The sequence below is a fragment of the Arthrobacter sp. KUASC02 genome, from assembly GCF_059739395.1.
Genome location: NZ_AP046053.1, coordinates 770,736 through 794,561, shown reverse-complemented (window position 1 = coordinate 794,561; position 23,826 = coordinate 770,736). Strand labels below are relative to the sequence as shown.

Below are 23,826 nucleotides of genomic sequence, written 5' to 3'. Positions count from 1 at the left end.
TCAGCCGAACAGCCAGGCCGCTCCCAGGAGGAGCGGGACCGCCAGAACCGTGGTGAACACGGCCGTTGACTGCGCGATGCCCTGACCCGCGCCGTAGCGGACCGAGTAAAGCACCACATTCTGCCCGGTGGGAAGGATCGCGCAGGCCGTGACCACGAAGGTGCTGAACGCGTCGAGGTGGAAGACGAACGCGGCCAAGGCCCAGGCGAGGAGCGGTTGAACGGCGGATTTGAGGACCACGGCGATAGTGGTCGGCACACGGTCACCGAGCCCCGGCCGGACAGAGAGTCCGTGGAGCGACATGCCAAAAATGATCAGCATCAGCGGGACCGCGAGCTGGGCCACCAGTGCCAGTGGATCCAGGACCAGGCTGGGCACTTCAATCCCCGCGGCGCTGACCAGCACGCCAAGGATGGCTGCCACCGTTACCGGATTGCGGAACGGAATGGAAAGGATGCGCCAGATGGAAACGTGCTTCCCCGCCGGATCCGTAAGGTCCAGGATGGTCAGGGCAATGGGCGTCAGGATGGCCAGCTGGAACAGCATGATGGGCGTGACGTAGGTGGCGCTGCCGAGGATGTAGAGCGACAACGGAACACCCAGGTTGGTGGAATTGACGATGCCCACGGACAGCGCGCCGATGGTGGTGCGCCGGACACCCCAGCGGCCAATCGCCCCCGCAACGGTGAACACGAGCATGACGGCTACTGCTGTCGCCACGGAGATCAGGCCCGTGCTGCTCAGGACGTCGGAAATGTGCCGGGACGCGATGGCGGAGAACATCAGGCAGGGCAGCCCCACCATGAAGGTCAGGGTGGACAGCACCTTGCTCCCCTGCGGGCCCAGTGCCTTGGTCCTGCCGAGGATGTAGCCGATGAGCAGCACCACGCTGACCACAAAGAAACCCTTGAGGACTCCGTCCAAACCGTTTTCCTCAATCTTTTCTGCTGGAGGGCCGGCTGATGACGCAGGCTGACTGGGAACGGGTCAAGCCTATAGGGGCCGCCGGATCAGGCAGATTCTGCGGCGTAATCTTGAGGCATGACGGCAAGCTACAGGTATGACGTGGAGGTCCTGCACCTGCTGGTGTCTCCGGCGCACGCCTACTTCGGCCGCGCCCGCGAGGGTGCAGCCGACGTCCCCACCACCGATGCCGAGCGGGTTGAACTGGTGGCGGGCAAAGGCATTGTGGGCGACCGGTTCTTCGGGAAGGCCGCCCATATGGATGCCGCCGTCACACTCTTCGCCGTCGAGGCGCTCGAAGCCATGGCCGCAGAGCTGGGGGCCGGCCCCTTTGACCCGCTGCTGACGCGGCGCAATGTGGTCCTCAGGGGTGCAGACCTGGCACCGTTGCTGGGCGGAGAATTTGTGCTGGAATCACGCGGGGACGTTGTCCGGTTGAAGGCCGGGCGGCCCGCCCACCCCTGCGCCTGGATGGACCAGATGCTCGCCCCGGGCGCCCACAAGGCGATGCGCGGGCGGGGCGGGGTCCGCTGCCAGGTGCTCTCGGGCGGCATCCTGCACCGCGGCCCGGCGGTGCTGGTCAGCCCCGTTCCGCTCGACCCGACCGCGCAGGCACGCCCACTCTGCTCCGGCCGTCGCGGCTGCCGTAGCGCGGCAGGCACAACGGAAGCGGACGACGGCGGGAGGTCCCGTCGTCGTCCGTCTGCCGCTTGCTGTCCTTAGAGTCTGTGATGCTCCGGAGCGGCCGGCACGGCCCCGCCGGTTCCAGCTTTGCCGGCCGGTTGGCCTGCGCCAGTGCCCTGACGCCGCGGCGCAGCCAGGTTGTTGATCCTGCGGGCCCGTGCCTCGGCAACGAGAAGTCGCTTCTTCATGACGACACTCCTGCCGGTTCCCGGTAGTTGCTTTCCGGGACATCGGTGATGAACATGTGCCCGGGCGTGTGGCTGATGGCAAAGGAGGGCCTGGACGCCATAACCGCGCTCTGCGGTGTCACACCGCAGGCCCAGAAAACCGGGACTTCGCCTGGCCGGATCTCCACTGCGTCCCCGAAGTCGGGGCGGTTGATGTCGGCGATGCCCAGGTCTTCCGGGGACCCGACGTGCACCGGGCCGCCGTGGACCTTCGGCACCTCCGATGTCACCCTGATGGCGGTTTCGACCAGCCCGGGCAGCATCGGGCGCATGGACACCACCATCGGACCGTGAATCCTTCCTGCCGGAGTGCACTCAATGTTCGTGCGGTACATGGGCACGTTGCGGCCCGTTTCCGTGTGCCGCAGCGGGATTCCTTCACCGGCAAGCGCGGCCTCGAAGGTGAAGCTGCAGCCGATGAGGACGCCCACCATGTCCTCACGCCACACCGGCGTTACGTCAGTGACTTGGTCGGCAAGTTCGCCGTCCACCCACACGCGGTAGGAGGAGATGTCGGTGCGGATGTCCGATCCTGCAGCGAGGACGCTTTCGTAATGTCCCGCCGGGATGATGTCTATGACGGGGCAGGCCTTGGGATTGAGCCGGCAGAACTCAATGAATTCGTCGGCGTAGTCGGCCGCCACCGCAATCAGGTTGGCCTGGGTGTAGCCGTCGCTCCATCCGGAGGTGGGGGTGACCAGGCCGTTGCGGAACTTCAGGCGCGCGGCAGAGGGTGCCATGAGGGCGGTGGCGTTGCTCACCGGGCCACGGCCTCGGCGGGTTCGCCCGAGGACTGCAGGTATTCCTCGTCCTCGGCAACATTGGAGTCCCGACCCAGGGCCAGGCCAACCAGGGTCAGCAGGCACGCGACGCTGAGGTACATGGCGACCGGGACCCAGCTGTGGAAAGTGCTCAGCAGCAGAGTAAACATGAACGGTGCAATGGCGCCGCCAATGATGCCGGCGAAGGTGTACGCCAGCGAACTGCCGGTGGAGCGGAGCCGCGGCGAGAACTGCTCAACCACAAAAGCCGCCTGCGGGCCGTACATGAACGAGTGGCAGAGCAGGCCCAGGACCGTTCCCACGATCAGCATGACCGGGGACCGTCCTTCGAGGACGATGAAGAACAGGTACGCCCACGCGGCGGCGGCCACTGCGGCGATGCCGTAGACCAGCCGGCGGTTAATGCGGTCCGAGATGGCCCCGGCAAGCGGCATGGTGAAGAGCTGGAGGGCTGACCCGATAAGTACGGCCACGAGTACCTGGCCGCGGTCGAAGCCAAGCTCCTGGATGCCGTAGGTGAGGGTAAAAACCGTGCACAGAGCGTAGGTGACATCCGGGCCGATCCGGCTGAGCATGGCTGCGATGAGCGGCCGGCGCTGGGTGGTCAGGACTTCCCGGATCGGAGCCTTAGGCTTGTCTCCCCTGGCTTCCATGGCCTTGAAGATGGGGGTGTCCTCGAGCTTGAGCCGGATCCAGAGCCCGAAGGCCACCAGCAGGGCGGAGATCAGGAAGGCGATGCGCCAGCCGAAGCTCAGGAACTGCTCTTCGGACAGGGTCAGGGTCAGGACGGCGAGCGCACCGTTGGCCATCAGGTTGCCGGCGGGAGGGCCGATCTGGGCGGCAGATGCCCAGAATCCGCGGCGGTTGGGGTCCCCGAATTCGCTGGAGAGCAGCACTGCGCCACCCCATTCGCCACCGACGCCGACGCCCTGGGCGAAGCGGAGGAAGACCAGGATGGCGGGGGCGATGACGCCGATATTGTCGTACGTGGGCAGCAGGCCGATCAGGAACGTCGCGACGCCGATGAGCATCAGCGTGATGACCAGGATCTTCTTGCGGCCGATCTCATCCCCCAGCCGCCCGAAGATGATGCCGCCGACGGGCCGGGAAATGTAGCCCACCGCGTAGGTCGAGAAGGCCAGCAGGGTGCCCGTGACGGGGTCCGAGGCCGGGAAGAAGATGAGCGGGAAAACGATCGCGGCCGCGGCGGAGTAGACGGCGAAGTCATAGAACTCCAGTGCGGTTCCGGTCAAGCTGGCTGCGAATGCCTTGTACATGCCCTTGCGCCCTACAAAGGGTTTCGGGTCACCGTGGGCCATTACTGATGGAGTGGCCATTTGTATCCTCCATGAAAAGTGCGGATGTCATCCGTATGCGGGCGGATGCTGCTGGGCGCCTTCTTCTGTCCGGCGTGCAGCGTCGCATGCGGGGCATTAGGGCGGGTGTGCAGCTACCGTGAGGGCTGCAAGGTCGATCAAGCAATCGTTGGATCGTTGAACAATCCGAACTGTTGAACAATCTACGCGACGCAGATCACACCGTCAAGGGTTAACCGTGTTCCGGCAGGAGTTCACACCGTCAGCCTCAAGCCGCAACGCAAGCGGCCGACGGCGGGAGGTCCCGCCGTCGCCCGCTTGCTTTGGTTCCGCTGCCCTACAGTTCCGGCTGGTCCGGGACAAACGCCTCCCGGGCCAGCCGGGTGAAGTCCGCGACGAGTACCGAGGGATCGTCTTTCCAGGACGCCAGGAACACGGAAATCGGAGGGGCGTCCCGGACCGGCCGGTAGGTGATTCCCGGCCTTGGATTCTGCGCCGCCGTGGCCTCCGAGGACATTCCGACGGCCTGTCCCGTGGAGATGAGGGTCAGCCATTCGTCCACGCCCTGCACCAGCCGGACCGACGCCGGCCCGTCCATGCCCAGCCAGAGCTCTTCCGTGGTGGTTCCTGTCCGGTGGTCCACCGCAATCGTTCGTCCGGCGAAATCGGACAGGCGGAGGAAGCGCCTCCGGGCGAGCGGATCCCCCTTGGCGACGGCGCCGTAGCGCGCTTCGGTGCCGATGAGCGTCGTCACGATGCGGTTGTCAGCAAGCGGGCGCCGGACGACGGCGACGTCGACGCCGCCGTTTGCCAGGCCGCCTGTCGGGGCATTCGACTGGACCCAGAGCAGGCGCACCGCAGGGTGGAGCTCTTCCCATTTTCGCTGCAGGGCCACGGTGCGGCGGCCCAGCGCGGACCACGCATAGCTGACCCGTAGTTCGCCGCCCTGGTCCTGGGCTGCGCGTTCCAGCAGCGCCACCTCGTCAAGGACGCGCCGTGCGTGCTCGATGACCCGTTCCCCGGCGGGCGTCGGGGTGACGTTCCGGGTTGTTCGCTGCAGGATGCGCAGTCCAAGGGCCCGCTCCAGCGCCGCGACGGACCTCGAGATGGCGGCCTGGGATGTCCCGAGCGCGATGGCGGCGTCCGTAAACGTCTGGGAGTCCACCACGGCCACCAGTGCCCGGAGGTACCGCAGCTCTACATTCATACGGTCATCGTATAGAACCATCGCTGGGCACATTTTTCGGAGCACGCGTTTGCCCGGACACTTTGGGTTATGGACGCTTATTCAGTGCAGGGCGCGGAGCCGGCCCGCGAGTCGTCAGTGGTTCGCGGTGTCCTGACCATGACGGGCAGCGGGCTCAGCAACCAGGTCGGCGCGGGGATCGGCGCCCATGCCTTTCCGATGATCGGACCGGCTGGGGTGGTGGCGGTGCGGCAGCTGGTGGCCGCTGCCGTGCTTCTTCCCGTGGCCCGCCCTCCCTTCCATCGGTTCACGTGGAGGCAATGGTGGCCGGTCCTGCTGCTGGGGGCGGCTACCGCCCTGATGAACATCTGCCTGTACGTGGCCATCGAGCGGATCGGACTGGGCCTTGCCGTCACCCTGGAATTCCTGGGTCCACTGGCGGTTGCCCTCCTCGGATCGAGGACGCGGCGGGATTTGCTGTGCGGGCTGAGCGCAGGCCTGGGAGTCTTCGTCCTTGTGATGCCGGGGCCCTCCAGCGACTTCGCCGGCATAGCCGTCGCCATGACAGGGGCTGCGTGCTGGGCGGCGTACATCGTGCTGAACCGCGTCGCCGGCCAGCGGCTGCCCGGCCTGCAGGCTCCGGCTGCGGCCACCGTGGTTTCCCTCGTGTTCTACCTGCCGGTGGCCGCCTACCTCCTCATGCAAGGGATGCTCGCCGGCCCGGCGCTGCTTTTCGCCGTCATTGCCGGACTTCTTTGCTCGGTCATTCCCTACGCCGCCGACCTCATCGCACTCCGCCACGTGCCCGCCGGGTTTTTCAGCGTGTTCATGAGCATCAACCCCATCCTCGCCGCACTCTCCGGAACCGTGGTCCTGGGGCAGATCCTGGTGCTCCACGAATGGCTGGGCATGGCGGTGATCGTGGCCACCAACACTGCGGCCATCTGGCTCGCGGGCCGCAGGACTCCGCCCGTGGCTATTTAGCCCGGCACCTTGTCGTCGATGGCATCCATGACCCTGTCGGTGACGTCATCGACCGCGCCGATGCCGTCCACCCGGGTCAGGATGGTGCGTTTGGCATACGCGGCCACCACCGCCTCGGTCTGATCGTGGTAGAGGTCCAGCCGGTGGCGGATCACCGCTTCGTTGTCATCGCTGCGGCCGGTTTCCCGGGCGCGGCCCAGGAGCCGCTTTACCAGTTCCTCATCGTCGGCGGTCAGTTGCAGAACGAGGTCGAGGGTCAGCTCTCGTGCGGCCAGGACGCCGTCCAGGTAATCAATCTGCGCTACAGTCCGCGGGTAACCGTCCAGCAGGAAGCCGTTGCCGACGTCGTCCTGGCTTAGCCGGCTGCGCACCATCTCATTCGTGACGCTGTCCGGCACAAAATCGCCGCCGTCCATGTATTTCCTGGCCTCGACGCCGAGCGGCGTCCCGCCCCTGACGTGAGCCCGGAAGATGTCGCCCGTGGAGATCGCAACGACGCCAAGGCGGTCCGAAATTCGCTCCGCCTGCGTGCCTTTGCCGGAACCGGGCGGGCCGATAATCAACAATCTGGTCATTCGCGTAACCCTTCGTTGTGTCGCTGTGGGGAGTGTGTCCCCATGCTAGGACTTCAAAGGTTGCGACCAGGCTGCATTGGCGAAGCCGCCACAAATTCAGTCAGCATACTTACTATCGGGCGGGGATCGGGTTTACGATGAATTTGCGAGCAACCGGCGCACGGCCGGCGGCAACCAAACCGGAGGGAGTACCACCATGGGTCTGGGAGACAAGATCGAGAATGCTGCCGAGAAGCTGGGCGGCAAGGGCAAGGAAGCGGCCGGAGAGGCCAGCAACGATCCGGGCCTGAAAGCCGAAGGCCAGGCGGACCAGTCCAAAGCGGACCTGAAGCAGGCCGGCGAGAAGGTCAAGGACGCCTTCAAGGATTAGGCCGCCAAACAGAGGAAGGGTGCCGCCCGCATTGACGCGGGCGGCACCCTTCCTCGTTTCCGGCCTAAGAACGGGAAGCCAGGGCTTCCAGGGCCGCCCGGGCTCCGACGCGGTGGAGGTCGTTCAACGCCTGGGTGTAGGCGGCCACGAAGACGGGATTGTCGATCAGGTCCCCGAAAACCTCACGGTTGGCGATGAAGGCGAGCGGTTCCTCGTGTTGCCGGGCTGCGGCTGCCATCAGTGGTTCCTTGAGCCGGTCGACGACGTCGATGGGGTTTCCCTGCTCGTCGGTTCCTTCGTCGTAGCGTGCCCAGCTGGCCACGATCGCCGCGGACCGGGCAATCTCGCCACCCTGTTCGAGGTTGATGCGGATGACCGGAACCAGCCACTTGGGGATCCGGTCCGAGCTTTCGGCGCACAGCCTGGCCAGGGTGTCGCGGACGTGTTCGTTGGAGAACCGCTCGATCAGGGTCCGCTTATAGGCGTCGAGATCGATCCCGGGAACGGGGTGCAGCGTGGGCGTGGCTTCCTTGTCCATGTAGTCGAGCAGGAACTGCGCGAACAGGGCGTCCTGGGCCACCTCGTGGGCGTGGCGGTAGCCGGCGAGGTAGCCGAAATAGCACATGCCCTGATGGCTGGCGTTGAGCAGGCGCAGCTTCATCAGTTCGTAGGGTTCCACGTCTTCCACCAGCTGGACGCCGGCATCCTCGAACGGCGGCCGGCCGAGGCTGAAGTGGTCTTCAAGGACCCATTGCTCGAACGGTTCGCACACCACCGGCCAGGCATCCTCGACGCCGAAATCTTCGGCAATCGCGGCGCGATCGGCGTCGGTGGTCACCGGAGTGATGCGGTCCACCATGCTGTTGGGGAAGGGAACGTTGTTCTCCACCCAGGCCCCGAGGTCAGGGTCCTTGAGGTGCGCGAACGCGGTGAACATTGTGCGGGCCACGTCCCCGTTGCCCTGGATGTTGTCGCAGGACATCACGGTGAACGGTTCCAGGCCCCGTTCACGACGGCGGCGCAGTGCTTCGGTGACCAGGCCGAACGTGGTCAGCGGCGCGGCACCGGGCTGGAGGTCGTGGACCACGTCCGGGTTGCCGGCGTCGAACTCGCCGGTGACGTGGTGGAAGTTGTAGCCGCCCTCGGTGACGGTGAGGGACACGATCCGGATTGCTTCGGAGGCCATTTTTTCGATGACGGCTTCGGGGTCCTCAGGGGCGAAGAGGTACTCGACGATCGAACCGATAACCCGCCCTTCCCGGGTTCCGTCCGGGTTCTTCACCACCAGGGTGTAGAGGCAGTCCTGGCTGTCCATCGCCTGCTTCATGCGGGCATCGCCGGGCAGGACACCGACGCCGCAGATGGCCCAGTCATGCGCCTTGCCGGCGTTCATCAGCCGGTCCAGGTACATGGCCTGATGGGCGCGGTGGAAACCGCCCACGCCGAAGTGGACGATCCCGGCTGTCAGGCCGGAGCGGTCGTACGAGGGCACCGCCAGGGAACCGGACAGGCCGGAAAGTACGCTGGGTTCGAGTGCAGGCATTGTCTAACCTTCCGATGCAGTGAGGGAGCCGGTCAAGGAACCCTGTTCGGCTGACGTGGGCGGATTGGCGCCGGGCCGGGAACAGGTGACGGCCGCGGCCCTGTTCGCGTAGCCGGCCAAGGCGCGGAGTTCATCCGTGGTGATGTTCCGCAGGCGTGAGCGTGCGGGGGCGCCCAGCGCCTCCAGCTGCGCGAGTCCGCAGATCAGGGCCGCCATGAACGAGTCCCCCGCCCCGACGGTGTCCGCCACAGTGATGGCTTCCCCCGGCATTTCCACCCGGGCTCCGCTGCTGAATACCACCGGCCCCTCCGCGCCGCGGGTGAGGGCCACGATGGCCGGTCCGAGCTCGAGCCAGGCTGCCGCCGATTCCTCCGGCGTCCTGTCGGGGTAGAGCCAGGCCAGATCCTCATCGCTGGCCTTGACCACGTCACTGGCGGCAACAAAGAGTTCAGCCCGTGCGCGCGCCGCGGCCGCATCGGGGCTGATCTCGGGCCGGCAGTTCGGGTCGTAGCTGATGGTCGCGTGCCGCCGGGCCGCCTTCACGAGGGCAAGCGTCGCTTGGTCCCCCGGCGCCAGCACGGCAGCGATTGAACCCGTGTGTACGTGCTCCGAACCCTCCACAGCGGCCAGTGCCGGAAGTGATGCCCCGTTGATGTCCCAGCCGATGTCGAACGCGTAGGTGGCGGCGCCGTCTGGATTGAGCGTTGCGGTTGCGGTTGACGTGGGTGCGCTGCCGCCCCTGACCACTGTGACGCCGTTGGCCAGCAGGTGCCCTTCGATCATGAGCCCGTACCGGTCAGCTGCGTAGTGCGTCACGAGGTTCGTTGCCAGGCCCAGGCGGGCAGCCCCCACTGCCACGTTGAGGGGGCTGCCGCCGGGGTGTGCCCGGACGTCCTGCGGCCGGCGCGGGTCGCTGATGATGTCCACAAGGGATTCGCCGATGACGGTGATCATGCTCAGCGGCCCGGGTAGACCACGGCTTTGAGCTGTCCGGGCTGCTTGCCGGCTTTGAGTGCGTCCTCGGAGTCGGCGAGGGCGAACCTGCCGGTGACCAGGATGTCCAGGTCAACTTTTCCGTCGGCGATCAGCTGGATGGCCAGCGGCCAGGTGTTGGTGTAGCGGAATACTCCGGAGAGCCAGATCTCCCGGTTCTGGATGTACGAGACGGGGAGTTCGACGTCGTCCGCCCCCAGCCCGACCAGAATCACCTTCCCGGCCGGTCCCACCGCCTTGATGCCGGAACGGACCGCCTGCGGTGCGCCGGAAGCGTCGATGAAGGCGTCGACGTCGAGCCCTTCCACACTGTCCGTCCTGGCGTTCAGCGCGTGGGTTGCGCCGTGTTCCAGGGCGAAGGCCAGCCGGTCTTCGGCGATGTCGCTGATGTAGATTTCGGTGGCGCCGAAAGCACGGGCGGCCTGGGCGGCGATGATGCCGATCGGACCGGCGCCAGCGATCAGGACCCGGCTGCCGGGCTTGATCCCGGCGCGTTCGCAGGCCCAGAGCCCCACCGAGAGCGGTTCGATCAGGGCCGCTGCTTCGTCGCTGACGCTGTCCGGGATGTCGTAGGCGAAGTCGCTCTGGATGGTCACGTATTCGGCGAAGGCACCGTCGATCGGCGGCGTGGCGTAGAACTCGATGTCCGGGCAGAGGTTGTAGCGGCCGGCTTTGCACTGCTTGCATTTGCGGCAGGGGCGCTGGGGTTCGACGGCGACCCGCCGGCCGATGCGCCCGGGGTCCACGGCGCTTCCGACGGCGGCGATCCTGCCGGAGAGTTCGTGGCCCAGGATCAGCGGGTGGTCCACCACGTAGTCGCCGATCCGGCCGTGCTCGTAGTAGTGGACGTCGCTGCCGCAGACGCCGACGGCGGCGACCTGGACCAGGACTTGGTCGGCGTCGAGCTGCGGGACGGGCAGGGTTTCCATGGCCATCTCGCCCTGGCGCTTCAGGATGGCGGCGCGCATCGTGGTTGGTAGTTGCGGGTGGGCCACGGTGGACTGCGTGGTTGATGTTGTCATCGAAGTACTCCTGTGGGAATCGAAAGGGGGTGGTGGTGTTACTTGACGGCGCCGAGGGAGAGGCCCTGGACGAGTTTGTCCTGGGCGGCAAAGCCGGCGAAGAGTACCGGGAGCGAAATGACGACGGCGGCGGCGCAGACCTTGGCGAGGAAGAGGCCCTGGCCGGAGACGAAGCCGGTCAGGAAGACCGGGGCGGTGCCTGCCACCACGCCGGTCAGAACCCGGGCCAGGAGCAGTTCGTTCCAGCTGAAGATGAAGCAGATCAGTGCGGTCGCGGCGATGCCGGGCATCGCAACGGGGGCGATGATCTTTCGGAGGGTCAGCAGAAGGTTGGCGCCGTCGATCTGGGCGGCCTCGAGCATTTCAACCGGTACTTCTGCGAGGAATGACCGCATCATCCAGACCGCGATGGGGAGGTTCATGGACGTGTACATCAGGATCAGGAACCAGATGTTGTCCAGGGCGCCGACGGTCCTGGCGAACAGGTAGAGCGGCAGGATCGCGGCCACCACGGGCATCATCTTCGTGGACAGGAAGAAGAACATCACGTCGGTCCACTTCTTCACCGGCCGGATGGACAGGGCATATGCCGCAGGGATGGCCAGGACCAGGACGAGGACCGTGGACAGGATCGAGGCGGTGGCCGAATTGATCAGCGCAGGCCACGGGCTGACGCCGGAGGTTTCCCCGAAAAATTCCCGGTAGGCGTCCAGGGTGAGATTGGCGGCGATAGACGGCGGGTTCGTTGCTGCATCGGTTTCGGAGTGGAAGGACGTCAGGATCATCCACACCACCGGGGCGGCGAAGAGCAGGGCGAGCAGCCAGGCCGCGAGCCCGGCCGCGGTGTTGTTGCGGGTGGGATCCATGCGGCTCTTGCCGCGCCGCGGCGGGCGGCCGCCATTCAACGCCGTGGCTGATCCGGACCGGGCAGAGCCCGTATTGCGGGGCGCGGCGGGGGTGAGGGTGCTCATCGTGCTGCCTCCTTCTTGAAGAGTGAAAAGACGGTGCGGAGTGCGAATGTGGCCACGATGATGGTGCCGATGACCACCACGACGCCGGCGGCGGAGGCCAAGCCGTATTCGTTGGCGAAGTAGAACGTCTGGTAGATCGCGTAGGGAAGGTTGGCAGTGCCCAGTCCGCCTGCGGTGAGGGTGAACACGGCGTCGAAGTTCTGCACGATGTAGATTGCCCCGAGCAGGCCGCCCAGCTCCAGGTACTGGCGCAGGTGCGGCAGCGTGAGGTGCCGGAAGATGGCCCATGGTGTGGCGCCGTCCATCTGCGCTGCTTCCACGGTGTCCATGGGCCGTGACTGCAGGCCGGCCAGCAGGATGAGCATCATGAACGGCGTCCACTGCCAGACCAGCGAGACGATGACGGCCATCATGGGTGCCTGGGACAGGAGGTCCAGCTGCGGCGCGGCTGCGCTGCCAAACAGGGACCAGACCCAGGTCAGGATGCCGTTGATCAGCCCGTAGGTGGGGTTGAGCAGGGCGTGCTTCCAGATCAGCGCCGCGGCTACGGGAACCACCAGGAACGGGGCGATCAGCAGGGTCCGCGCCAGTCCGCGGCCGATGAACTTCTTATCCAGCAGCAGGGCCAGGCCCAGGCCGACGAGCAGGCTTACCAGGACCACGGAGACGGTCAGGAGGATGGTGGTGAAGATTGCCTGGCGCAGGTCGGGATCCGTGAGGACCGTGACGTAGTTTTCCAACCCGGCGAAGGCGGTCTTGTCCGGGCTGAGGCTGTTCCAGTTCAGGAACGAGATGATCAGCGTCACCACGAACGGAAGCTGGGTGACGACGATCAGGAAGATCAGGGCCGGCAGCAGCGGCGCGCGCCGTGCCCAGGCCAGCGCACGCTCACGTGATTTGGCACTCTTGGAGGGGGTGGCTGCGCTGCGTCCCGATCGGGAGATACGCGCCGTTGCGGTAGTCATGGGATTCTCCTGCTGTTGGGTTGTTGCTACTTGTACTTATTGCCGACTTTTTGTGCGGCTTCCTGGCCCTTGGCCAGCGCATCAGCCACGGAACCCTGGCCGGCGATGGCGGAGCTGACGCCCTGGGACACGTTGGTGCCGAGGGCGGCGAACTCGGGAATGCCGACAAACTGGATGCCGACGGCCGGGCGTTCCTGCGCGCCGGGGTTCTTCGGGTCCGCGTTCTCGATGGCGAAGCGCTCTGCTTTGAAGAACGGCGCCGCCTTCTGGAATTCGGCGTTCTCGTAAGTGGAGATGCGCTTGCCGGAGGGCACCTTCGCCCAGCCGAGCTTGGCGGCGACAAGTTCCTCGTATTCCTTGGAGCTGGCCCAGGCGATGAACTTCCCGGCAGCATCCTGCTTCTTTGAGGCTGCCTGCATGGCCCAGGACCAGGTCCACAGCCAGCCGGAGGACTTGGTTTCCTTGATCGGGGCCTGGGCATAGCCGATCTTGCCCTTCACGGGTGATGCTTCGGCTTCCAGGGCTCCGGCGGCGGAGGTGGCGTCGTACCACATGGCCACTTTGCTTTGGCTCATGTTGTTCAGGCACTCGGTGAAGCCGGCCTGGGCCGCGCCCAGTTCACCATGCTCGCGGACCAGCTTGGTGTAGAACTCGACTGCCTTGGTGAATTCCGGGGAGTTGACCTGGGCGTTCCAGTCCTTGTCGAACCAGGTGCCGCCGAACGTGTTCACCACGGTGGTCAGCGGCGCGAAGACCTGGCCCCAGCCGGGCTGGCCGCGCAGGCAGATCCCCTTCATTCCCGGAGCGGCCCCGTCCACCTTCGCCGCTATGTCCGCCACCTCATCCCAGGTGGGCTTCTCCGGCATGGTCAGGCCCTTGGCGTCCAGGATGTCTTTCCGGTACATCAGGAAGGACGATTCGCCGTAGAACGGTTCGCCGTAGAGCTTGCCGTCCTCGCCTGTGAGGGACGCCGTGTAGGCGGGCAGGATGTCGTCCTGCTCGAAGGCAGGGTCCGCGGCCACCTTGTCCAGGGGAGCGAGCCAGCCGTTGGCGGAGTAGAACGGGATCTCGTAGTTGGACAGCGACGCGACGTCGTACTGTCCGGCCTGGCTGGAGAACTCCTGGCTGATCTTGGCCCGGACGTCGTTCTCCGGCAGGATCGTGTAATTGACCTTGACGCCGGTTTCCTTGGTGAAGTTCTCCGCGGTGAGCCGCTGCAGGTCCTCCATCTGAGGGTTGTTCACCATCAGGACATTGATGCTGTTCGGGTCGCCAGCGGAATTGCCTCCGCCGGCACCTGCACAGGCCGAGGCACTCAGCGCGACGCACAAAGCGCCGGCGGCCAGGGTCGCAGCACGCATTTTTGAGCGCATTCAAGGACTCCTTTGTTCTTCAGGGGTGCGCGGTCCCCGCACTCGACTGCCATGTCGATGTACCGGACCGGACGGGGCTGGTGGCCGGGAAATCCGGGGGTGCCCCGCTGTTGTTCCTCAACGATAGGGCTGTGGGACAGGGCACAACTAGCGCCGTGGTTGCCAGTTTCTGATACTAATTTTCCGCACGTGCCCCTGCGGGAGGCGATAATCTGGGGAGAGGCAGTCACGATGCGTCCATTTTTCATAAACCCAGAACGTGGAGAACCACTATGAGTGCTGCGGACCTCACCGACGGAGCAGAGGGAGCGACCGCCCGGCTGGCCGAAAGGCTGCTGGGGATGCGGGCCAACAGGGAAGTCATCCCGCCCGACCCGAACCACTCGGTCCGGTGGCACCAGCACGACTACCCCAGCCCCGTGGCACGGTGGAACTACCATCCCGAGTACGAGATCCACCTCATCCGGAAGGGCACCGGGAAGTTCATCGTCGGGGACCACATCGGCACCTTCGAGGCCGGGCAGGTCTCGCTTGTCGGGTCCGGGCTGCCGCACGACTGGGTCAGCGACCTGGAGCCCGGCCAAGTGCTGGAGAACCGTGACGCCGTCATCCAGTTCGACGCCAAATGGGTTGAGCAGACGGCGGCTCTTGTCCCCGAAATGGCCGAGGTCAAGCCGCTGCTGGACCAGTCGGCACGGGGCATAGAATTCCTGGGGCGCTCAGCGGAGACCGCCGCCGCAGCCATCGAAGCGATGGGATCCACCACCGGCCTGGAGCGGCTCCGCCACCTCCTGGAACTCTTTGCGGTCCTTGCCCGCGCCCCGCAGGATGAACGGCGATACCTCGCCGACGAATGGTTCCGGCCCCAGCTGGACAGCCAGGCCGCCGCCGTCGTCGATATTGTCCTGGAGTACGTTTTCGGCAACCACGCCGGCACCGTCAAGATGTCCGAGGCCGCGGCGCTGGTTGGCATGCCGGAACCAACCTTCTCGAAGTACTTCAAGCGCGCCACCGGCCAGAACTTCAGCGACCTGGTCCGCAAGCTTCGGCTCGCCCATGCCCGCCGCCTGCTCGAGCACAGCGATAAGGCCGTCTCCGAGATCTGCTACGAGGTGGGTTTCTCCAACCTGTCCAACTTCAACCGGCACTTCCTCAACGACGCCGGCGAAACCCCGCGGGCCTACCGCCAGCGGCTACACGGCTGACCTTTCAAGTTTCCGCTGGAATGGCTAAGATGTTTTTCCTTCAGACGGTGAGCAGACGCCGTCTTCGTCTTCTCCAAGGAGAGACCGGCACATGGCAACCGACTATGACGCACCTCGGGTGAGCACAGAGGACGAGGCAAACGCCACGACCGACGTACTTAAGCCTGAACGCTCTGCCGCATCGACGTCGCAAATCGACGTTGATGAGTCCGACCTGGCCGACTCCTTCGAGCTGCCGGGGGCGGACCTGTCCCACGAGGAACTCCTCGTGCAGATCATTCCCGTCCAGAAGGACGAGTTCACCTGCATGTCCTGCTTCCTGGTCCACCACCGCAGCCAGCTGGCCCGCGAGAAGGACGGCAAGAAGTACTGCAAGGACTGCGAAGGATAGATGCGCGCCCCAGGACCGGTCCCCAACGACGGTTGACAACGGGGCGGCCCGCTATAGTGGCAGCAGCCATGACCAGCCTTCCGTCCGCCCCCGCCACAGTCCGCCTCGATGCCTGGCTGTGGGCCATCCGCGCCTATAAGACCCGTTCAGCTGCCACGGCAGCCTGCCGCGCCGGGCACGTCCGGCTGAACGGAAACCCGGCCAAGGCGTCGCAGTCCCTGGTGCCGGGCGACACCGTCCGGGTCCGCCAGCCGGGATATGAACGGATCCTCGAAGTCCGTCGGCTGATCGCCAAGCGGGTGGGCGCCGAGGCGGCCGCGCACTGCTTCACCGACCACACCCCGCCGCGGCCCGAAGCGCCCGCGCTCGGTCTCCCGCAGCGCGACCGCGGAACCGGCCGGCCCACCAAGAGGGACCGCCGCGAAATGGAACGCCTGCGCGGCCCTGCCTAGGCGTGGGCCTGTCCTAGGCGGACTGTCCTAGCCGGCGGCCTCGAAACTCAGGAGTACCTTGCCGGATTCGGCGGAGTTCCGGGCCATTTCAAAGGCTTCCAGGGCGTCCTGTAGCGGGTATTCGTGGGTGATGACCGGGTCGATAAGCAGGGTGCCGTCGGCGAGGGCGGTGATGACGTCGTCGATCTCGTCGTTGAAGCGGAAGGAGCCCTTCAGTTCCAGTTCGCGGGTGATGGCGAGTGAGATCAGGACCGGTTGCGGGCCGGCGGGCAGCAGGCCCACCATCACCACGGTGCCGCCGCGGGCGGCGCCCTGGATGGCGGAGGCCAGGCCGTGGTGGTTGCCGGAAGATTCAATTACGACGTCGGCCTCCACTGCGGCGATCGCCGCCGCGTCGGAGGCGGCGAGCACGTCGTCCGCTCCCACGGCCGCCGCGATGTCCAGCGGTTTGGCGTGCATGTCCACGGCCACGATCCGCCGGGCACCGGCACGTTTCAGCACCGCGACGGCCAGCGCACCGATGGGGCCGCTGCCGATCACCAGGGCCGTTTTGCCGCTGACGTCCCCGGCCCGGGCCACCGCGTGCCAGGCCACGGAGGCGGGCTCGATCAGCGCCGCGGTCCGCAGGCCAAGGCCTGCCGGCAGTGCCCGGAGCATCCGTGCCGGCAGGTTCACGTACCGGCTGAAGGCGCCGTCGGTGTGCGGGAAACGGGCGGCACTGCCCAGGTACGTGCACCCGGGTGAGAGGTTGGGCCGGTCCGCCGGATACCGGGCCGCGCCCGGGCCGGGCGTGGCCGGGTGGACAGCGACCCGGGTCCCGGCGGCCGGTCCGGTGCCGTCCGCCGGGACCTGCAGCACGGTGCCGACAATCTCGTGCCCCAGCACCAGCGGCGCCTTCAGGATCGATTCGCCGGCCGCACCGTGCAGCCAGTAATGCAGGTCCGAACCGCAGATGCCGCCGTAGCGGACTTCGACGACGGCCTCGTCCGGAGCAGGCGTGCCAAGAGGCACGTCCTCGATCCGGAGGTCACCGGCCGCGTGCGCCACCACGGCCGGGCCGCCGGCAGGAAGCCGGTAAACACCGCCCATCAGACCACCACCGTCATTCCGCCGTCAATGAAAATGGTCTGCCCGTTCACGAAGTCCGAGCCGCTGGAGGCCAGCCACACCGCCGGCCCGGCCAGGTCCTGCACGGTCCCCCACCGGTGCGCCGGAGTCCGGCCCAGAATCCAGGCGTTGAACTGCTCATCATCCACGAGGTTCTGCGTCATCTCGGTATGGATATAGCCCGGCGCGATCCCGTTGATCTGCAGGCCCGAGGCCGCCCATTCCGCGGTCATCGCCCGGGTCAGGTTCCGCAGCCCGCCCTTCGCCGCGATGTACGGGGCGATCGTGGGCCGGGCCAGGTCGGTCTGCACCGAACAGATGTTGATGATCTTCCCCCGCCCGCGCGGGATCATGTGCCGCGCCGCCTCACGCCCCACCAGGAACGCGCTCGTCAGGTCCGTGGAGATCACCCGCTCCCAGTCCGCCACATCCAGCTCCAGCATCGGCACCCGGTGCTGGATCCCGGCATTATTCACCAGGATCTCCAACGGACCCACGTTCTCCTCCACCCACGCCACACCCCGCGCCGCCTCGGCATCGGACGTGACATCGAACGCGCAGCTGTGCACCCGCCCCGGCGGATACCCGGCCGCCATCGCAGCCTCCGCCGCCTTCAACCGCTCAACATTGATGCCGTTCAACACCACCGTCGCCCCCGCATCCGCCAATGCCCGCGCCAACGCATTACCGATCCCCCGGCTCGAACCGGTCACCAGGGCAACACGCCCCGTCAAGTCAAAAAGTGAATTCATGGAAAGAGCAGCTCCTTCGCCGCGGTCTGCGCGGTATCGCGCTGGTAGTCGGTCGTTGGTGGCGCGAACGTACACTTGCGGCCCTTCGAGGAGGGGCGCCAAGTGTCCGTTCGCGCTTGGCGGGTGGGCGCTTGTGGCTAGAAGGGGCCTCTCTGCACCAGGTTGGCCGGAGCCTGCCCGGCGGCCAGGGCTTCGAGCTGCCGCCTCAGGAGCTTCAGGATCCGGGGCTGGAACGCCGACGCGTTGCCGCCGATGTGGGGCGTGATCAGCGCGTTCGGCGTGGACCACAGCGGGTGGTCCTGGGGCAGCGGTTCGGGATCAACGACGTCGAGCGCGCACTGCAGGCGCCCGGACAGGACTTCCTTGGTCAGGGCAGCCGTGTCCACCACGGAACCGCGGCCCACATTGACCACCAGGGCACCGTCCGGGAGGGCGGCGAGGACTTCTTCGCCGATCAGCTGGTGGGTCTGCTGGTTCAGGGGCAACACGGAAACCAGGATGTCGTGCGACGCGGCGAGCGCGGTCAGTTCGGAAGACCCGTGAACCTCGCCGTGCTCATCCGTGCGCGCAGAGCTTCCCACCCGCGTGACGGTGACCTCGAACGGCGACAGGCGCAGGGCAATTTCATGCCCGATCCCCCCGACACCCACCAGCAGAACCCGCCGGTCCGCCAGCGACTGGCGCCGTTCCGGCCGCCACAGCCCGTACTGCGAATCGCGGACGGCCTGGTCGATGCCGCGCAGCTTCGCCAGGATCAGCCCCACGGCCAGTTCGGCGGTGGCGGCGGCGTGGACGCCGGAGGCGCTGGCCACGCCGGCCGCCGGACCGGCGGCCTCGATCACGCCGTCGTATCCGGTGGACTGCGTCTGGACGTACTTGAGGTTGGGCACGCCGGCAAGGGACGCCAGCACGGCGGAAGCGTCGATGTACGGAAGGATGACGCCGTCGATCTCACTGAGCGTCCCGCCGTCGGGATCTGCCTTCAAGTCCCACACCACTCCCCTCAGCCCCTCGGGAAGGGGCGAGAGATCGTCCAGGAGCTGCTGGTCGGGGAAGCTGACGGTGCGGACTGTTTGCATCGGGAAACCTGTTTCAATCGGTGGTGGTTGGGGCGGGGGCCGTTAGCGGCGGTCGAAGGTGAGGCCGCCGGGGACCTGGAAGGTTGGCATGAGTTCGAGCATGCCGACATTAACGTGGCGTGGTGTTTCGATCGCGTAGTCCATCGCGTTGACGATGTCGTCCGTGGTCAGCGATTCGTACCCTTCGTAATACGTCTTCCACGCCTCTTCCATGGCTTCGGGAGTGCCGCCCATGTTGCGGCCGAAGATCTCCGTTTCGACGCGTCCCGGGCAGATTTCGGTGACGCGGATGCGCTTGCCCACCGTGTCGTTGCGCAGCTGCCGGGAGACCTGGTGCACTGCCGCTTTGGTGGCGTGGTAGACCGTGTGGCCGTAGAAGTTGTACACCCCGGCGATGGAGCTGATGTTGATGACGTGGCCGCGGTCCCGCTCCACCATGCCCGGCAGCACCAGCCGGGTCAGCTGCAGCAGGCCGCGCAGGTTGACGTCCACGAGTTCGTCGATGTCGCTCTCGCTGGAGTCCAGGATGTTCCCCGGCCGGGACACCCCGGCGCAGTTCACCAGGACATCCACTTTAAGATTTCCGACGGCGGCAGCCAGCGCCGCCGTGTCGGTCAGGTCCACCACATGGGGAATCGCACCGGTCTTGTCCGCCAGTTCGGTCAGGCGCTCCTCGTTGCGGGCGAGGGCGTGGACGGTGAGTCCCCGCTTGGCCAGGCGTTCTGCGATCGCGGCGCCCATGCCGGTGGATGCGCCGGTGACGAGGGCAGTTGAATAGTCTGAGAAAGGCATGGAAGTCTCCTGTGGGTGCAGCGCAGTTGATGCCCCGCAATTGGTGCAGTGCACTGCCGGCGGGGGCAGTGCACTGCTGTTCGGATGGGTGGGGTTTAGGCGTCGCGGAGGGGCAGGTGCGCCCGGTCCTTGACCGTGCTGACGGCGGCGAGGGTGCCCAGTGCCGTGATCACGGCGTAGAAAGCGGGCATGTAGATGTTGCCGGTGGAGGAAATGAGCCAGGTCATCAGCAGCGGTGCGGTGCCGCCGAAGAGTGCCGAGGAGATGTTGTAGCCCAGGCCGTAGGCGGAGTACCGGACGCGGGTGGGGAACAGTTCAACGATGAGGATGTGGATCACTGCGGTGTGGCCGGCGAAGACGACGGCCATGATGCAGGCGCCCAGGATGGCCAGCGCCATTTCTCCGGTGGCGATCAGGGCGTAGGAGGGGATGCCGAGGACTGCCATGGCGATCGCGGAGCCGGCGATGACCTTCTTGCGTCCCACGCGGTCGGAGAGGGCGCCCATGAACGGGATGGCGATGCAGATGACCACCAGGCTGCAGGCGGTGACGAGGAGTGCTTCGCCGATGGTGAAGTTGAGCTGCTTGCCCTTCAGGAAGGTGGGCATGTAGGAGAAGAGGACGTAGTAGCCGGAGCCGTTCATCAGCGGGATGAACAGGGCCAGGAGCATGGCGCGGCGGTGTTCGGCGGAGGCGAAGGCTTCCTTCAGCGGGTTCTGGGACAGCCCGCCTTCTTCCTTGAGCTTCTCAAAGTTCGGGGTGTCGCTGATGGCCTTGCGGATGTACCAGCCGATGATGCCCATGGGGATGGCAACCAGGAACGGGATGCGCCAGGCGAAGGCACCGAAGCCGCCGCCGTCGATGGCTGCCTGGGTCAGCCAGGGTGACATGGAGTAGGCCACGAGCGTGCCGGTGAGCAGGGCTGCGAAGGAGGCGATCTGGGCGTAGGAGGTGATGATGCCGCGCTTGCCTTCCGGTGCGTGCTCGGCGAGGAAGGTCATGGCGCCGGCGGCTTCACCGCCAACGGAGAAACCCTGCAGCATGCGGAGCAGCACCAGGAGGATCGGGGCGGCAATGCCGATGGCCGAGTAAGCCGGCAGCAGGCCGATGCCCGCCGTGGCAACGCTGATCAGCAGAATGACGAAGACCAGGAGCTTCTGGCGCCCGATGCGGTCCCCCAGGAACCCGCAGACCACGGCGCCGAGGGGGCGCACGAAGAAGGACACGGCGTAGCCGGCGAAGACAAACAGCAGGGCGTTGTCCGGGTTGCCTGGCGCCAGGAAGACGAGGGCAAGCGTTCCCGCCATGAACGCGAAGATGCCGTTGTCGTAGAGCTCCACGAAAATGCCGACGCAGCCGGCCGTAACAACTTTGCGGGTCTGCTTGCTGCTGAGCCGCTCTTGCGGCTGGGCCGCGTGCGTAGAAGTTGACATGGCTTTCCTTACTAAGGGGGATGGTAACAAGGCTTTGGATCTGACGCGAGGGGTGTTAGGTTCCGGCCGCCGGGGCGAACTGTTGCCAGCCCGGCCGGCTGCCGATGCCGAGGAGGGCAAAGACTGTGCTGACGGTGGAACGGAGGTTTTCCAGCTCCCGCAGGGCCGCCCTGTGCTTCGCCGTGGCGTCGGGGACGGTGGTCCTGCGGAAAGTTATGGTGTGGCCCGGCCTGGCCTGGGCCAGCACATCCAGCGAGCGGGTGGTGACCACTGCGAGGACCGGATAGCCTGCGGTAACGCCGCGGCCCCGGTGCAGCACCAGGAGTTCATCCCGGGACGGCACCTCGATCGCTCCGACCGGGACGCCGCGGGACAGCACTTCGGCGCCCGACTGGCGTTCGGGGAGGTCCCCGCCTAGGCGCAGTCCGATGTGGTTGCTCCGGGCGCTGACGGTGTATTCGGTGCTGTAGAGCAGGTCCGCGGTGTCGCCGAATTCGTCCACGTCGGGCCCGTCCGTGACCTCCACCACCGCATGGCTGCTGAATTCGGGCCGGGTCAGTCCCAGCCGGAACAGCGGGAGGTCGAAGTACGGTTGCCGGATCGGCGGGACGCTTCGCGAGGTCTTGAGTTCGGTGCCGTCGGTCAGTCGAAGACCGAAACCGATGACGGTGTCCGGGGCGCAGCTTCCCAGGAGGACGGGTGCCTCCACCGAGCCGTGGACGGCAAGGTAGGCGCGGAGTCCGCCGGTGATCTGGCGCAGCGCCACGGTTTCCCCTGCCCGCACGGAGATCGGTTCCCATTGCTGGCATTCGCGCCCGTCCACCGTGAGCCGCAGGGGTGCTCCCGTGACGGCGACAAGGATGTCGGTGGTGGCCCGCATCCGGAAATCCAGCGCGGTAATCTCCAGCAGGGGCGCGCTGTCCGCATTACCGGTGAGGATGTTGGCCGCGCGTGCGGAGAACTGGTCCAGTGCACCGTTGACGGGCAGCCCGAACCGGGGTCCGCGGAAACGGCCGAGGTCGGTGACCACGGAGTTGCCGGACTGCTGGATGACCAGGGAGCCGCTCATCGTGCCGCCTCCAGTTTCCGGCCGGCGTAGGTGGCGAATTCTTCGGGCCGGATCTGGTGGAACCTCAGCAGATCGCCGGGAACGTAGGGAACCAGCGGTTCGCTGGTGACGTCCAGGACTGCCAGCGGCGTCTGGCCGATGACGCACCATCCGCCGGGGGCCATGGCCGGGGCGATGACTGCCTGCCGGCCCGCGACGGCCACGGCACCTGCCGGGACGGACAGTCGGGGGTCCTTCAGCCGCGGCACGGGGAGCGGAAAATCGGGGCCGTCCATCATGGGTGAGCCGGCAGGGGCGCCAAGGCAGCGGATCACGTAGGACTTTGCAGTGTGCAGTGCGATGATCTCCTCGACGGGCAGCTGCTCGTGCTCTGCCACGCGTTCCAGGTCCGGACCATATTCACCGCCGTACACCACGGGGACGCTGAACTCCCGCGGAGCCCGGGCCGGGGCACCGATGAAGTCGAGCTGGCGCATTCCCAGCAGGACAAAGGCACGGACCTGGCGCGCGGAGGTGACCCCGGGATCGAATTCCACGAGCAGGGAGTCGTAGGTGGGCACGGCACCGTGGACGCCGTCGGCCCCTGCAGCCTCCAGCCATCCGGCGAGGGCATGGACGGTGCTCCAGTTGGCCTCGCGGTCCGGTGACGAGGCGACGACGCGCAGTGCGGCGTCCCCGGACTCGAAGACTTCCACCGGGGTCGGCGTTGCGGTGGCGGGCATGTCAGGCTGCCTTCACTTTGGCGGCCAGGACCTGCGCAACGGGGGCGATGGTAACGCCGGCGCGTTCCAGTTCGGCGCGGACTGTGCGGGCCAGCTGGACGGCGCCGGGAGTGTCACCGTGCAGGAGGACGGTGTCGGCGACGATCCGCAGGTCGGTCCCGGCCACCGTTTCGATGAGCCCTTCGCAGACCATCCGGATGGTGCGGTCCACAATGGCCGACGGATCGTGGATGACGGCGCCGGGGCGGCTTCGCGGCACCAGCGTGCCGTCTGCCTCGTAGGCGCGGTCGGCGATGCCGACGATGGCGACCGGGAGCTGCCGCAGCGCGGCGGCGTCGGCAAGTTCGCCGTCCTGGGCCAGGACGATCAGGTCCGGGTTGATGCGGGCGGCGGCGTCCGCCACGGCTTCCGCATAGTCGGCGCGGGTGGCCACCAGGTTACCGAGGCGTCCGTGCGGTGCGATGTGGGCGACGCCGGAGCCGTGGTACGCGGCGAAGGCGCTCAGTGCGCCGAACTGGTAGAGGATGTCGTTGCGGACTTCGTCGGCGGTGAGGTCCATGGCCCGGCGGCCGAAGCCCCGGAGGTCGGGGAAGCTCGGGTGCGCCCCGATGCTGACGCCGCGCCGCACGCATTCGGCGACCGTGGCGTTCATGATGTCGGGGTCTCCGGCGTGGAATCCGCAGGCGATGTTGGCGCTCGAGACCACCTCGAGCAAGGCCGCGTCGTCGCCCATCGAGTAGGCGCCGAAGCCTTCTCCGAGATCTGCCACGAGATCAACTGTGGGTCCCATGTGAGCCCTCCTGGGATGTTGGCTGCACAGCTGCGCAACGGGGCGCAGAGTTCAGCTTCCGGTAGTGAAGTGAATTCCGG

The 23,826-nt window shown here is 66.6% G+C and carries 25 protein-coding genes and 1 pseudogene; 6 read left to right on the top strand and 20 right to left on the bottom strand.

Annotated elements, in window-relative coordinates:
* A complete protein-coding gene (locus AC6JAC_RS03655) occupies nt 1-924 on the bottom strand; it encodes an AEC family transporter (protein ID WP_028269829.1) in 924 nt (307 codons plus the stop codon).
* A 117-nt stretch (nt 925-1,041) separates the two neighbouring features.
* Here AC6JAC_RS03655 and AC6JAC_RS03650 point away from each other — a divergent pair.
* A pseudogene (locus tag AC6JAC_RS03650) lies at nt 1,042-1,613 on the top strand (MOSC domain-containing protein).
* A gap of 69 nt (nt 1,614-1,682) precedes the next feature.
* On the opposite strand, the gene AC6JAC_RS03645 reads toward AC6JAC_RS03650, so the two are convergent.
* From AC6JAC_RS03645 to AC6JAC_RS03630, 4 genes are all read right to left on the bottom strand, one after another.
* Nucleotides 1,683-1,835 (bottom strand): hypothetical protein, encoded by a 153-nt coding sequence (locus AC6JAC_RS03645; RefSeq protein WP_156037066.1) that lies wholly within the window; start codon nt 1,833-1,835, stop codon nt 1,683-1,685.
* On the bottom strand, nt 1,832-2,635 hold the full coding sequence (locus tag AC6JAC_RS03640; RefSeq protein ID WP_028269828.1) for a putative hydro-lyase: 804 nt from the start codon (nt 2,633-2,635) through the stop codon (nt 1,832-1,834). Before AC6JAC_RS03640 ends, AC6JAC_RS03645 begins: the two co-directional genes overlap by 4 nt.
* Nucleotides 2,632-3,993 carry an MFS transporter gene (locus tag AC6JAC_RS03635; protein ID WP_028269827.1) on the bottom strand — a complete coding sequence of 454 codons (1,362 nt, stop codon included), beginning with the start codon at nt 3,991-3,993 and terminating at the stop codon, nt 2,632-2,634. Before AC6JAC_RS03635 ends, AC6JAC_RS03640 begins: the two co-directional genes overlap by 4 nt.
* Before the next feature lie 316 nt (nt 3,994-4,309).
* The gene (locus tag AC6JAC_RS03630) at nt 4,310-5,179 is read right to left on the bottom strand and encodes a LysR family transcriptional regulator (RefSeq protein WP_028269826.1); all 870 of its coding nucleotides are present in this window, start codon (nt 5,177-5,179) and stop codon (nt 4,310-4,312) included.
* 69 nt (nt 5,180-5,248) lie between these two features.
* Here AC6JAC_RS03630 and AC6JAC_RS03625 point away from each other — a divergent pair, with 69 nt between their 5' ends.
* Complete coding sequence (locus tag AC6JAC_RS03625; protein WP_051628739.1) at nt 5,249-6,142, top strand: EamA family transporter; 894 nt, start codon at nt 5,249-5,251, stop codon at nt 6,140-6,142.
* Here AC6JAC_RS03625 and AC6JAC_RS03620 read toward each other — a convergent pair.
* Nucleotides 6,139-6,717: an adenylate kinase gene (locus tag AC6JAC_RS03620; protein WP_028269825.1), complete on the bottom strand. Its 579-nt coding sequence runs from the start codon at nt 6,715-6,717 to the stop codon at nt 6,139-6,141. The two genes, AC6JAC_RS03625 and AC6JAC_RS03620, sit on opposite strands and share 4 nt — an antisense overlap.
* 196 nt (nt 6,718-6,913) lie before the next feature.
* On the opposite strand from AC6JAC_RS03620, the gene AC6JAC_RS03615 reads away from it, so the two are divergent.
* Nucleotides 6,914-7,087 carry a CsbD family protein gene (locus tag AC6JAC_RS03615; protein ID WP_043437703.1) on the top strand — a complete coding sequence of 58 codons (174 nt, stop codon included), beginning with the start codon at nt 6,914-6,916 and terminating at the stop codon, nt 7,085-7,087.
* Nucleotides 7,088-7,151: 64 nt separating this feature from the next.
* On the opposite strand, the gene AC6JAC_RS03610 is transcribed toward AC6JAC_RS03615, so the two are convergent.
* Genes AC6JAC_RS03610 through AC6JAC_RS03585 form a run of 6 tightly spaced genes read right to left on the bottom strand, consistent with a single transcriptional unit; the run spans nt 7,152 to nt 13,954 of the window.
* Nucleotides 7,152-8,630 (bottom strand): mannitol dehydrogenase family protein, encoded by a 1,479-nt coding sequence (locus AC6JAC_RS03610; RefSeq protein ID WP_497963462.1) that lies wholly within the window; start codon nt 8,628-8,630, stop codon nt 7,152-7,154.
* 3 nt (nt 8,631-8,633) lie between these two features.
* A complete protein-coding gene (locus AC6JAC_RS03605) occupies nt 8,634-9,584 on the bottom strand; it encodes a carbohydrate kinase family protein (RefSeq protein ID WP_497963461.1) in 951 nt (316 codons plus the stop codon).
* Nucleotides 9,585-9,586: 2 nt separating this feature from the next.
* Nucleotides 9,587-10,645, bottom strand: a complete 1,059-nt coding sequence (locus AC6JAC_RS03600) for an NAD(P)-dependent alcohol dehydrogenase (protein ID WP_043437700.1) — start codon at nt 10,643-10,645, stop codon at nt 9,587-9,589.
* A 38-nt stretch (nt 10,646-10,683) separates the two neighbouring features.
* Nucleotides 10,684-11,616: a carbohydrate ABC transporter permease gene (locus AC6JAC_RS03595; protein WP_497963460.1), complete on the bottom strand. Its 933-nt coding sequence runs from the start codon at nt 11,614-11,616 to the stop codon at nt 10,684-10,686.
* Entirely contained in the window at nt 11,613-12,581 is a 969-nt protein-coding gene (locus AC6JAC_RS03590; protein WP_347899095.1) for a carbohydrate ABC transporter permease, read from the bottom strand. The genes AC6JAC_RS03595 and AC6JAC_RS03590 overlap by 4 nt, the downstream gene beginning before the upstream one ends.
* 26 nt (nt 12,582-12,607) lie before the next feature.
* Nucleotides 12,608-13,954 carry an ABC transporter substrate-binding protein gene (locus AC6JAC_RS03585; RefSeq protein ID WP_497963459.1) on the bottom strand — a complete coding sequence of 449 codons (1,347 nt, stop codon included), beginning with the start codon at nt 13,952-13,954 and terminating at the stop codon, nt 12,608-12,610.
* A 272-nt stretch (nt 13,955-14,226) separates the two neighbouring features.
* On the opposite strand from AC6JAC_RS03585, the gene AC6JAC_RS03580 reads away from it, so the two are divergent.
* The 3 genes from AC6JAC_RS03580 (at nt 14,227) to AC6JAC_RS03570 (ending at nt 16,002) form a co-directional block, all read left to right on the top strand.
* Nucleotides 14,227-15,159: an AraC family transcriptional regulator gene (locus tag AC6JAC_RS03580; RefSeq protein WP_497963458.1), complete on the top strand. Its 933-nt coding sequence runs from the start codon at nt 14,227-14,229 to the stop codon at nt 15,157-15,159.
* Nucleotides 15,160-15,250: 91 nt separating this feature from the next.
* Entirely contained in the window at nt 15,251-15,550 is a 300-nt protein-coding gene (locus AC6JAC_RS03575; RefSeq protein ID WP_028269817.1) for a DUF4193 domain-containing protein, read from the top strand.
* 68 nt (nt 15,551-15,618) lie between these two features.
* The gene (locus AC6JAC_RS03570) at nt 15,619-16,002 is read left to right on the top strand and encodes an RNA-binding S4 domain-containing protein (RefSeq protein ID WP_028269816.1); all 384 of its coding nucleotides are present in this window, start codon (nt 15,619-15,621) and stop codon (nt 16,000-16,002) included.
* A gap of 27 nt (nt 16,003-16,029) precedes the next feature.
* Here AC6JAC_RS03570 and AC6JAC_RS03565 read toward each other — a convergent pair whose 3' ends face one another.
* The 8 genes from AC6JAC_RS03565 to AC6JAC_RS03530 all read right to left on the bottom strand — a co-directional run bounded on the left by AC6JAC_RS03565 (nt 16,030) and on the right by AC6JAC_RS03530 (nt 23,746).
* A complete protein-coding gene (locus AC6JAC_RS03565; protein ID WP_497963457.1) occupies nt 16,030-17,091 on the bottom strand; it encodes an L-idonate 5-dehydrogenase in 1,062 nt (353 codons plus the stop codon).
* On the bottom strand, nt 17,091-17,861 hold the full coding sequence (locus AC6JAC_RS03560; RefSeq protein WP_497963456.1) for an SDR family oxidoreductase: 771 nt from the start codon (nt 17,859-17,861) through the stop codon (nt 17,091-17,093). The genes AC6JAC_RS03565 and AC6JAC_RS03560 overlap by 1 nt, the downstream gene beginning before the upstream one ends.
* A 137-nt stretch (nt 17,862-17,998) precedes the next feature.
* Entirely contained in the window at nt 17,999-18,940 is a 942-nt protein-coding gene (locus AC6JAC_RS03555; protein ID WP_497963455.1) for a 2-hydroxyacid dehydrogenase, read from the bottom strand.
* Between the two features lie 42 nt (nt 18,941-18,982).
* Nucleotides 18,983-19,732, bottom strand: a complete 750-nt coding sequence (locus AC6JAC_RS03550) for an SDR family oxidoreductase (RefSeq protein ID WP_028269812.1) — start codon at nt 19,730-19,732, stop codon at nt 18,983-18,985.
* Nucleotides 19,733-19,827: 95 nt separating this feature from the next.
* Nucleotides 19,828-21,165 carry an MFS transporter gene (locus AC6JAC_RS03545; protein WP_028269811.1) on the bottom strand — a complete coding sequence of 446 codons (1,338 nt, stop codon included), beginning with the start codon at nt 21,163-21,165 and terminating at the stop codon, nt 19,828-19,830.
* 55 nt (nt 21,166-21,220) lie between these two features.
* The gene (locus tag AC6JAC_RS03540) at nt 21,221-22,234 is read right to left on the bottom strand and encodes a 5-oxoprolinase subunit C family protein (RefSeq protein WP_454699490.1); all 1,014 of its coding nucleotides are present in this window, start codon (nt 22,232-22,234) and stop codon (nt 21,221-21,223) included.
* Nucleotides 22,231-22,956, bottom strand: coding sequence for a 5-oxoprolinase subunit B family protein (locus AC6JAC_RS03535; RefSeq protein ID WP_497963454.1), 726 nt, complete (start codon nt 22,954-22,956; stop codon nt 22,231-22,233). Before AC6JAC_RS03535 ends, AC6JAC_RS03540 begins: the two co-directional genes overlap by 4 nt.
* A 1-nt stretch (nt 22,957) precedes the next feature.
* Nucleotides 22,958-23,746 carry a LamB/YcsF family protein gene (locus AC6JAC_RS03530; protein ID WP_497963453.1) on the bottom strand — a complete coding sequence of 263 codons (789 nt, stop codon included), beginning with the start codon at nt 23,744-23,746 and terminating at the stop codon, nt 22,958-22,960.
* Nucleotides 23,747-23,826: the final 80 nt, after the last annotated feature.